The organism is Aurantibacillus circumpalustris (assembly GCF_029625215.1).
In the GTDB taxonomy this organism is placed as follows: domain Bacteria; phylum Bacteroidota; class Bacteroidia; order B-17B0; family Aurantibacillaceae; genus Aurantibacillus; species Aurantibacillus circumpalustris.
The window spans coordinates 3253207-3263613 of record NZ_CP121197.1 but is presented as its reverse complement, the minus strand read 5'-3'; the positions used below and the strand labels follow the sequence as shown (position 1 = coordinate 3263613).

Here is a 10407-nt window from a genome sequence, read left to right as displayed (position 1 = left end):
TAAACTAATGTATGTGAATCAAGGGCGATAAGTTTGATATTTATTAAACTTATAACAAATATAATCCATTTAAAGAATCAAAAACTAAATGTGCAGATTAAGTAGAAAATTAATATTAGGATTGTTTTATTTGATAGATTTAGAGAAGTAATTCCTTCACTGATTTATTTTTTTCTGTAAATCGCCAGTAACAAAACTGGTAACAAAAACAGGTCGGCTATAAGTGCCACAATCACCGTAATACAAATTAAAAAGCCAAAATAAAAAGTGCTTTCAAAATTGCTAATCATTAAACTCATAAAGCCCCCCATTAAGATAAAGGTGGTTAATACAATGGGCTTGCCAGTTTCAAAATAAGTACGTTTAAAGGCGTAAATCAGACTTTTACCGTAAGCTAATTCGATCTTTAAACGGGAGATAAAATGAATGGTATCATCGGTTGCTATTCCAAATGCAATACTAAATACTAAAGATGTGGCCGCCTTTAACTCAATGCCAGCATAACCCATAATACCGCCAATAACAATTAAGGGAATAATGTTAGGAATGATAAACACCACCACCATACGCCAACTGCGGTGTAGGAAGAAGGTCAACAGACCAATGACGATGATTGAAAAAACAAAACCTTGAGTCATGTTTTTAACCATGTATTCGTTGTTTCGGTCAATTAAATGTGCTGCTCCTGTTATTTCGAAGTGAAAGAGATCTTTATTAATATTTTTTTCAATGTAGGCCAATAAATTTTTGTCGTGTTCGTTAATTTTTATACTTCCCAAATCGGCTATTTTACCGCTAATTCGTGTGCTTCTGCCATCTTCACTTACCAAACGTTTGATGTCTTTGTTTTTTTTGTTTTTCTTAAAATAGCTGGCAATGCTCTCGTAGTCTTCTTTGTCAGGAAATCGATCTCCGGCATCGTTAACTGAACTAACGTAAATATTTTTTACCATACCCGCTGGAGACAATATAAATCCTGCGTTGTACTCCTTTTTAATAAATTCATCCAGCTTATATAATTCAGTTATTACTTCATAATCCCAAACGGAGTGATTTGTGTCGGATACTGTAACGCTTAACTCAAAAGGCCTGACTCCACTATAATTCTTGTCGAAAAAATTAAAGTCTTGTTTTAGTTTCACCTTATCACTCAAATCTTCGAGTAAAATATTATTGATTTTTATTTTATTGATGCCAATCACCGAAACCACAATAACAATTGAAGTAACGAGTAGAATTGTTTTTTGATTTCTAAAAATTAGAAACAATCCTTTTTGAAGTAAATTATTGCTGCGGTTATTTTGACTATGAGTTTTGATTAATTTTTTGGGTTTAAAAAAATGCAAAAGAGCGGGAAGTAGGGTATAGGTGAGAATAAAAGCCATGGTGACACCAACCGAGGTGTAAATTCCGAATTCACGAATGGGTTGAATGCTTGAAAATAAAAGGGATAAGAAGCCTACAACTGTTGTTACTAGTGTTAGGAAGGTTGGGAAACCGACTTCTTTCACGACGAGTTTATAAACTTTTTGTGGCTCAGTTCCTTTACTTAATTCTTCAAAATATTTTGAAAAAAAGTGAATTACATCACTCATTCCAGCAACAAAAATCATGGTTGGTAACATGGCCGACATAATGTCAATTGATTTACCCATTAGATCCATAATTCCGAGAGTCCATAAAATTGCAATGATTACAATAGTTACCGGAACTATGATACCGTATATAGATCTAAAACTAAACCACAAAAAGATTAATACAAGCACAAAAGAAATGAGAAGAAAAACGCTGAACTCTTTTTGAAGATTGACCAGGTAAATGTTTTGCGCGAAGATGCGGCCAACCATGTGAACTCCATCAAAGCGGTATTTTTGAATACTACTTTCTAAACTTTCAGCAAGTTGATCGCATTGTTTTTTTGTAAGAACATCGTCTGTCTTAATAAATAAACTCAATGATTGGGCGTTTTGAGGAAAATAGGAACCAACCAAAAACGGAGAATTATAAATGACTGAACTATCCTTTAAATACGCACTTTCATCTTCAAAATGCAGCAAAGGTGTTTGGATAGGGACAAAACCTCCAAGAACCAAACTTTTTAAATTTGTTGGCGAGTTAATGTGTTTTACGTATTTAAGAGCAGAAATGTCTTTGGTTAAGCTATCAACACGTAAAAGAAAATCTTTTCTAAAAATTCCTTTTTTATTTTCAAGTGCAATTAATACAAATTCGTTGTCGTACTCAAAGGTCTCACGGTAACTGTTGTAATGCTCAAGTTCGTTATCCTCATTGGGGAAAAAGGCTTCAAAGTCGTAATTAAATTTAAGGTTTACTAGTCGCGTTGCACAAAAAACCGAGAATGCAAGAACAAGAAAGAGAACAAACCCGTAATATGTGTTTTGATTTTTAATGCTGCAAAGCTAATAACAAAACAAGTGTAAAAAACCCTAATTATTTGTTTTCTTGTATTCCTATTTATTGAAAGATAGTATCTTTGCTCCTCACTTTAGTAAAATGTGTTCTAATTAAAGTATTGACTAAAAACTATAAACTTATTTTATGCCAAAAGGAATTTACAAAGTACCCGTAGCGGTAAACGAACCCATTAAGAGTTACGCTCCCGGAAGTCCGGAACGCAAAGAACTTCAGGCAATGCTTAAAGAATTGCGCAGTCAAAAAATAAATATCCCCATGTATATTGGCGGTAAAGAGGTAGAAAGTAATGTTCTAGTTCGCATGTATCCTCCTCATGATCATCAGCATGTATTAGGTCATTTTCATAAAAGTGATAAATCGCATGTTACCATGGCGATAGATGCGGCTTTAGCTGCTAAAGAAAAATGGGCAGCACTAAGCTGGGAACATCGCGCAAGTATATTTTTAAGAGCTGCTGAGTTAATTGCTGGTCCTTACCGTGCAAAATTAAACGCTGCAACCATGTTAGGACAAAGTAAAAATGCATTCCAGGCTGAGATTGATAGCGCTTGTGAGATCATTGACTTTTTGAGATTCAACGTTCAATACATGACAGAAGTTTATAATGAACAGCCAATTTCTTCTCCTGGCGTTTGGAACAGATTAGAATGGAGGCCTTTGGAAGGATTTGTTTATGCGTTAACGCCGTTTAATTTTACAGCTATTGCTGGAAATTTACCAAGCAGTTGTGCGATGATGGGAAATGTAGTGGTTTGGAAACCTAGTAATACAGCGGTGTACAGCGCCAACGTATTAATGGAGGTTTTTAAAAAGGCTGGTGTACCAGATGGTGTTATTAATTTAATTTATCCGAGCGGGCCAGATGCTGCTGAAGTGGTATTTAATCACAAAGATTTTGCTGGGATTCACTTCACAGGAAGTACTGAAGTATTCCAAAATATTTGGCAAACAATTGGAAATAATATTCATAAATACCGTTCTTACCCTCGTATTGTGGGAGAAACAGGCGGTAAAGATTTTATTATGGCTCACAAGTCAGCTGAAACGAAATCTTTAGCAGTAGCTATTTCACGTGGAGCTTTTGAATATCAAGGACAAAAATGTTCGGCGGCATCGCGCGCTTATATTCCATCAAATCTTTGGGAAGAAGTAAAAGGATTTGTTTTGGAAGATTTGAAATCAATGAAAATGGGTCCAACCGAAGACTTTACTAACTTCATCAATGCGGTAATTGATGAAAAAAGTTTTGATAAGCTTGCTAAATATATCGATGCAGCCAAGAATGATAAAAACGTTGAAGTGATTGCTGGTGGTAATTACGACAAGAGCAAAGGTTATTTTATTGAGCCAACCATTATAGTTACTAAAGATCCAAATTATGTAACTATGTGCGAAGAGTTATTTGGTCCGGTTCTTTCTATATATGTTTATGACAAAGATAAATTTGAAGAAACTTTAGAATTGGTTGACAAGACCTCTATTTATGCCTTAACCGGGGCTATTCTGGCTACTGATCGTTATGCGATTGAATTGGCAGCGAAAAAACTAAGTAATTCGGCAGGTAATTTTTATATCAATGATAAATGTACTGGTGCAGTTGTGGGTCAGCAGCCTTTTGGTGGAGCGAGAGGTAGTGGTACAAACGATAAAGCAGGCGCAAAAATCAATTTATTAAGATGGGTTTCGCCTCGTACAATTAAAGAAACGTTTGTGCCTCCTGTAGATTATAAGTACCCATTTTTGCAAGCGGATTAATATTTAGTTTGAATGCTTATACAAAAGACCTTCCAATTTAATTAGGAAGGTCTTTTTCATACTAAAAACCACCTTAAAAATTGCTGAATTGACCGCAATTATTGAAAAGAAAGGCTATTTTAATTTGAAACTTCTTCCTTAAAGCAGTATTTTAGTGAAATATAATTTAACTAAACAATTGCCACTTTAAATGAAAATTAATTTCAAACTTATTATTGCAGCTTTAAGTTTATCGCTCATAACAAAATCGCAAAACACAGTCTTAGAAGATCCAACAATCAATAAGCGGGGATGCGGAACAGTAGCTCCAAGTGCAGAATGGGATGCCTGGTTTAATAAAAAAGTTGAGGAGTTTAAAGACAATAAACGTAATAATAAAACGGAATCCATTTCGATTGTTATACCGGTAATTGTGCATGTTATTCATCCAGGATCTACTATTGGTCTTTTTCCCAATATATCTTCAGCCCAAATCTATTCACAAATAAATGTGCTGAATAAAGATTTTGCAGGTATTGGTTTTAATTCGGGACAGCTTGCTAACACTGGTTTTTCAGTTGTTGGTGCGGCAAACACAAACATTACTTTTTGTTTGGCTCAACTTGATCCAAATGGAATCCCTCTAAGCGAACCTGGTATCGATCGCGTTAACTATAATACAATGGGTTGGCCAAGTCCAACAGGTCCAACATCTACTTCTGCGTTTCAATCGTATATGGATGGCACTGTAAAACCTAACAGTATTTGGGATCCAACCTATTATTTCAACATTTGGGTAAGTGATGTGAACCAAAATACACAACTTTTAGGCTTTGCGACTTTTCCTGGTGGTTCAACTTTATCCGGTATAACTTCGAATATTGGAAATTCAGTTACCGACGGAATCTGGGTTTCAGCAAAAGCATTTGGAAATACGGGTTCAGTTGTTGCTCCATATAATCGTGGCAGAACTGCTGTGCACGAAACAGGACATTGGCTTGGTTTAAGGCATATTGGAGGCGATGGTAACGGCAATCTAAATGGTGATTGCTTAGCAACCGATTATTGTGACGACACTCCTCCACAAAAAGGAGGATATAGCGGTGGGCAATATGGTCAGAACTTTGGAACTCCACCATACCCTGTTCATGCGTTCAGCTGCTCTTCACAAATTGGTGATATGTTTATGAACTTTATGGATTATACAGATGACGCCACTAGTTACATGTTTACTCCTGATCAAAGTGATCGAATGCAGACGGCATTATTAAATGGTTATTTTAGATTTTTGCTTAGCACGAGTTCATTCTCGTTATGCGACGGAATGCCGCTAGCTGATATTAATTACGAGGCAATTGTGTGTATTAATTCTGGATATCAGCCGCAAAACGTAACGAGTGGCACCCCTGCGCCAACCTACTCTTGGTCAGTGTTACCATCTAATGGTGTTACATTCTCACCTTCTAGTACCAACGCAAATCCAAATATTAATTTTCCAAATACTGGTGATTACACTCTTTCAATGGTTGCCACCAATAGTCTTGGGGTCAGTTCTCAAACAGTGGCGTTTCAAGTGGAAGACTGTACTGGTTTGAGAAAAAATTCAATTGCCAACAAAATTAATTTGAGTCCAAATCCAAGCACTGGTATATTTAATTTGAATATCGATTTTACTGTTTCTAAAGAGGTATCTGTTACCGTATTTAATTCTTTAGGACAATTAGTGTTTGCTAAAGATTATACCGTTGCAGGTAGTAATACGATTACCTTAGATTTAAATAATTATTCAGATGGTATCTACACACTTAGCATTACTGGCGGTGAAGAAAGGATTTTGAAAAAACTCATTTTAAGTAAATAAATGTAATTTGTATTTATTTTAATCAGTAAATTCACATGTTTTTAAGAGACAGATCAGTTTTGGTCTGTCTTTTTTAATGGACCTTACTTGTTCTACACTTTAATTACATGCAAAGCGGGGTTATACCGATTATATAAAATAGATAGTCCAATTAACTTTGCAACTATTTTATTATATCGGCATAACCATTGTAATTTGTTATGTGAGTCCTTTGAACTACTTAACAAATTACAATGGTTATTATTTGGTTCAAAAGTTATAAACATTAAAATTGACGCCCTTTTTATTAAAAGAACTTTGTTCAAAGGTATAAACAGGGCTTTTGTTAAGAATTAAAATTAAGCGCCCATCCCCGTAGCTATTATACAATTATTTTTGTTTTTAATGGCAGCGAAACGTAAAACAGAAATAAGCCTGAAAGAAGTAATTGCACTGATTACATTGTTAGACGATCCTGATGAAATAATTTATTCTCAGGTAAAGGAACGTTTTGTAACTCTAGGTCCTCCAACTATTCCGCATCTTGAGACTGCTTGGGAAAACAGTTTTGATGCTATCATGCAAAAACGCATCGAAACAATCATACATACTATTCAATTTGAAACTCTTCAAAAGGCTTTAAAATTCTGGGCCAAGGACGATTCGGATGATCTTTTAAATGGTGTAATTATTCTTGCTCGGTATCAGTACCCCGATTTAGACGAAAATAAAATAAGAAAACAACTCCAGCAAATTAAACAAGATGTTTGGTTGGAGTTACATGAAGATTTAACCGCTCTAGAAAAGGTAAAAATCATAAATCATATTTTGTTTGAAGTACATAATTTTAGTGGAAATATTACCAATTATCATGCGCCGCAAAATTCGTTTATTAATAACGTGCTTGAGAGTAAAAAGGGAAATCCTTTGATGTTAAGTGTTGTGTACATGCTTATTTGTAAAGAACTTAATATTCCTGTTTATGGAATTAATCTCCCTCAACATTTTGTATTATCTTACATTAACGACAACGCCAATTTAATAGACGTAAATAATAAAACACTTTCTAATAATATTCTATTCTATATAAATCCGTTTAGTAAAGGACTTATATTTAATCAAAAAGACATTGATCAATTCTTAAAACAATTAAACTTAGAGCCCGAAGCTAAATATTACCTCCCATGTAGCAATGTTGAAATATTAAAACGTTGCCTGAACAATCTTATTTTTTCCTATGAAAAACTTGGTTATTTGGAAAAAGTAGAAGAATTAAAAAATCTCGACAGTCAATTGTAAAGTCCTAAGAATTTGTTAGCTTTACTTGTACTTAAATGTCTAACTAAATTTATGCTTATGAAAAAGAATATTTACACCATTGCATTTGTTGCCGTATTTGGCACAATGTTAAACGCTCAAAGTTCTGATAATATTCAAAAATCAGAACCAGCTAAGGTTGAAACTGTAAATCCAGATGGAACTTTATCTCAAATGCCCTCAGCAACGGCAGCTCCTGTAGCTAATGATAACATACTATCAGCTCCAACTGATAAAAAAGTTGAAGAAAAAGCTCAAAACAATCCAAAAATGGTAAATCCTGAAAAGGGAACGCCAACTCCTGCTAAACAAATAGAAGGTAAAAAGGCAGAGCCTACAAAAACTGAAAAACATTAGTCTTAATTTATTGAAATGAAAAGCCTCTATTTGTAATAGGGGCTTTTTTGTTAACATCACAAGTTTTAACGCAGAGGAATTAGAGAAGGAGATGTACAGAATAGTTAGTAAAAGATTAAAGTAAAAAAGCACAGAATTTCTGTGGTTTTACATTCACAATGTTTAGTCCACTTCAACTAGATGTGGAGCAATAATAAATTTGCTAATTAATTTTTCAATTTTTGCATCCATTTCATTCGTAAAGACAAGATGTTGGCATTTTGGCAGACTCAAGGCCAGTCTATCAATTTGTCCTTGCCATGAGTTTTTAATCATTAGCTCAGCATCATCAATTACAAAAAGTTTTATTTTATTGAGATTTAAGCTGCGTTTAAAATAAAGATCGAGAATGCGTTTGGCTGTCCCTATCAAAATATCAGTCCCCTCGTATATTTCAATACTTTGTTTATCAATATCACCATCCTCAAAAGCACAATTAATTCTTAAGTCGGTGTTTTTTGCTAAATGTTTAAATAGGTCATTCATTTCAAGTCCGCTTTCTTTATTACCAACTAAAATTAATGCTTTTGGTAAATCATCTAAAGCGCGTTGTATTTTTTGGATAGTTGATATTACTATGAGTGTGCTTTTGCCTGAACCGTTTGGACCAATACCAATTAAGTCGCTTCCAGCATTTATTTTAGAAAGGCATTGACTTTGCAGTAGTTTAGGCGTTTCGAGTTTAAATTCTTCTAGTGCAGACACAAGTTTTTTATGCAATTTTTCTTTAAACATGAATGTTTTTTTTGGTATACTATATTTAGCAAAGGTATTAACTATTTACGATAAACTTGTATCCGACACCACGTACCGAGTGGAAGTGTTGAGGATTTTTTGGGTCTTTTTCGAAATACTTTCTAAAATTAAGAATATAATTATCAATGGTACGAGAGGAAGCATTCTCGCTAACGTCCCAGAGTTTTTCAATGATTTCATCACGAGAAATTACTTTGTTGGTATTTGCTGTTAAAAGTTCAAGTAAACCTATTTCGCGTTTCGATAATGTTTGAACGGTACCTTTAGCATCCATTATTTCGAATGTTTGAAAATTGATATGACAGTTATCAAAACTAAAAACTGCCGTATTTTCTTTTTGAGTACGTTTTAATAGGTTGCTGATTCTTAGCAAAAGTTCTTCAAGATCAAATGGTTTTGTAATATAATCATCGGCTCCGAGTTTTAATCCGTCTATTTTATCTGCCATTTGATTTTTTGCTGTTAGAAAAATGACTGGTAAATCGGGTAGTGCGTTTTTAAATTCTTTGCATAGATCAAATCCATTAATGTCGGGAAGCATTACATCAAGAATTACCAGGTGTATGGTTTCTTGATTCTTTTTAAAAAACTGCAATGCTTCTGATCCATTACGAGCAATACTTACAAGATAATTTTCAAATTTTAAGTTAAGGGAGATTGTATTCGCAAGATTTTCTTCGTCTTCTACAATAAATATGTGAGGTTGAAATTGCATTAAATTTTAAATGTGATATAAAAAGCTGTGCCATTTTTTTGGTCTATAGCCACTTTGGCTTCCATTTGCTCTACTAGCATTATTATTAGTTGCATGCCAAGTTGACCATCCCTACTAGGATCAAAATTTTCTAGCAGGCCAATACCGTTATCACTTAGATCGAGCTTAAATTCATTGTTCTCTGAATGTAATTTAATAGATATTTCGCCCTTGTTAGTTGGAAATGCATATTTAAAAGAATTGCTTACTACTTCGTTTATAATTAATCCAAGCGGAATCATATGATCTATTTCAAAATAAAGATTTTGATCTATTTTAAACTTAAAATTAATTTCGGAACCAGGACGAGAAAAGGACTGATGAATACTTTCGCAAAGCCTTTCAATATATTGTTTAATTTCAATTTTACTTAGATCCCTTGAGGCGTATAGCATTTCATGAACAATAGCCATGGAGTTAATACGGTTACGACTGTCTTTTATAATTGCCAGATATTTTTCATCTAGAATATTGTCTGATTGTAAATTTAGTAAACTCGATACAATTTGTAAGTTGTTTTTAACCCGGTGATGAACCTCTTTTAAAAGCTGTTCTTTTTCTTTTAAGGAAACTGTTGAATTTTCCAATTCTTCTCCCAACATGTTAATTCCAGCACCAATGGCATCCAGAACATCTTCATTACCCAGTACTTCAGTTTTTTTTGAAAAATCAAGTTGCGCATAAGACATAACAACATTTAGAATGTTCTCAACCCTTTCCTTATTAAATTTATCAATATTCTTAGTTGTTAAAGGCATCGATTACAAATATTCTTTTAACCATTTAATCGCTTTATCTTCCTCGTCAAATAAACGTGCAGGAATAAAAGGTTTATTTAGTCCCATAAAAAAATTACCAATCATGCGGCTAAGCGGAGATTTAACCATTATAGCAAAACAGTTTATTTTAATGTCACGCCCATTTGTTGAAAAATGTTTACGGGCTTCACGTTCCATATATTTAATATTTCGTGCATCAATTAATAATGGAAATTTTTTGTCTGTGTAATAAGATGATACGGCAGCAGAATTTTCAATAGCTTCCTTTATGGATATTTCTGCCATAGGTTTTGTTTTAGTCCTACAAATTCCGTCCTCACCCATCCAGGTCCAAAAGGCGGTAATTTCGGTAGCATTTTCAGGCGGAATTAGTGTCTTCATAATTGCAAAGCTTT

Annotated in this window: 9 protein-coding genes; 4 read left to right on the top strand and 5 right to left on the bottom strand. The window is 34.0% G+C overall.

The window, feature by feature from the left end:
• Positions 1 to 164: 164 nt before the first annotated feature.
• Positions 165 to 2093, bottom strand: coding sequence for an efflux RND transporter permease subunit (locus tag P2086_RS13670; RefSeq protein ID WP_317897304.1), 1929 nt, complete (start codon positions 2091 to 2093; stop codon positions 165 to 167).
• 466 nt (positions 2094 to 2559) lie between these two features.
• Here P2086_RS13670 and pruA point away from each other — a divergent pair, with 466 nt between their 5' ends.
• The 4 genes from pruA (at position 2560) to P2086_RS13650 (ending at position 7684) form a co-directional block, all read left to right on the top strand.
• Positions 2560 to 4191, top strand: coding sequence for an L-glutamate gamma-semialdehyde dehydrogenase (pruA, locus tag P2086_RS13665; protein WP_317897303.1), 1632 nt, complete (start codon positions 2560 to 2562; stop codon positions 4189 to 4191).
• Positions 4192 to 4381: 190 nt separating this feature from the next.
• On the top strand, positions 4382 to 6031 hold the full coding sequence (locus P2086_RS13660; protein ID WP_317897302.1) for a T9SS type A sorting domain-containing protein: 1650 nt from the start codon (positions 4382 to 4384) through the stop codon (positions 6029 to 6031).
• A gap of 384 nt (positions 6032 to 6415) precedes the next feature.
• On the top strand, positions 6416 to 7309 hold the full coding sequence (locus P2086_RS13655) for a transglutaminase-like domain-containing protein (protein ID WP_317897301.1): 894 nt from the start codon (positions 6416 to 6418) through the stop codon (positions 7307 to 7309).
• Positions 7310 to 7366: 57 nt separating this feature from the next.
• On the top strand, positions 7367 to 7684 hold the full coding sequence (locus P2086_RS13650; protein WP_317897300.1) for a hypothetical protein: 318 nt from the start codon (positions 7367 to 7369) through the stop codon (positions 7682 to 7684).
• Between the two features lie 162 nt (positions 7685 to 7846).
• Here the strand turns inward: P2086_RS13650 and P2086_RS13645 are convergent, their stop codons facing one another.
• From P2086_RS13645 to P2086_RS13630, 4 genes are all read right to left on the bottom strand, one after another.
• Entirely contained in the window at positions 7847 to 8458 is a 612-nt protein-coding gene (locus tag P2086_RS13645; protein WP_317897299.1) for a DEAD/DEAH box helicase, read from the bottom strand.
• A gap of 37 nt (positions 8459 to 8495) precedes the next feature.
• Entirely contained in the window at positions 8496 to 9194 is a 699-nt protein-coding gene (locus P2086_RS13640; protein WP_317897298.1) for a response regulator transcription factor, read from the bottom strand.
• Positions 9194 to 9922, bottom strand: coding sequence for a sensor histidine kinase (locus P2086_RS13635; RefSeq protein WP_317897297.1), 729 nt, complete (start codon positions 9920 to 9922; stop codon positions 9194 to 9196). Before P2086_RS13635 ends, P2086_RS13640 begins: the two co-directional genes overlap by 1 nt.
• Before the next feature lie 72 nt (positions 9923 to 9994).
• Complete coding sequence (locus P2086_RS13630; protein ID WP_317897296.1) at positions 9995 to 10393, bottom strand: DUF7793 family protein; 399 nt, start codon at positions 10391 to 10393, stop codon at positions 9995 to 9997.
• Positions 10394 to 10407 lie beyond the last annotated feature (14 nt).

Coding starts and splice junctions, on each gene's coding strand:
- P2086_RS13640 (WP_317897298.1), bottom strand. CDS start 9,194: ATGCAATTTCAACCTCACATATTTATTGTAGAAGACGAAGAAAATCTT.
- P2086_RS13650 (WP_317897300.1), top strand. CDS start 7,367: ATGAAAAAGAATATTTACACCATTGCATTTGTTGCCGTATTTGGCACA.
- P2086_RS13655 (WP_317897301.1), top strand. CDS start 6,416: ATGGCAGCGAAACGTAAAACAGAAATAAGCCTGAAAGAAGTAATTGCA.
- P2086_RS13635 (WP_317897297.1), bottom strand. CDS start 9,922: ATGTCTTATGCGCAACTTGATTTTTCAAAAAAAACTGAAGTACTGGGT.
- P2086_RS13630 (WP_317897296.1), bottom strand. CDS start 10,393: ATGAAGACACTAATTCCGCCTGAAAATGCTACCGAAATTACCGCCTTT.
- P2086_RS13660 (WP_317897302.1), top strand. CDS start 4,382: ATGAAAATTAATTTCAAACTTATTATTGCAGCTTTAAGTTTATCGCTC.
- pruA (WP_317897303.1), top strand. CDS start 2,560: ATGCCAAAAGGAATTTACAAAGTACCCGTAGCGGTAAACGAACCCATT.
- P2086_RS13645 (WP_317897299.1), bottom strand. CDS start 8,458: ATGTTTAAAGAAAAATTGCATAAAAAACTTGTGTCTGCACTAGAAGAA.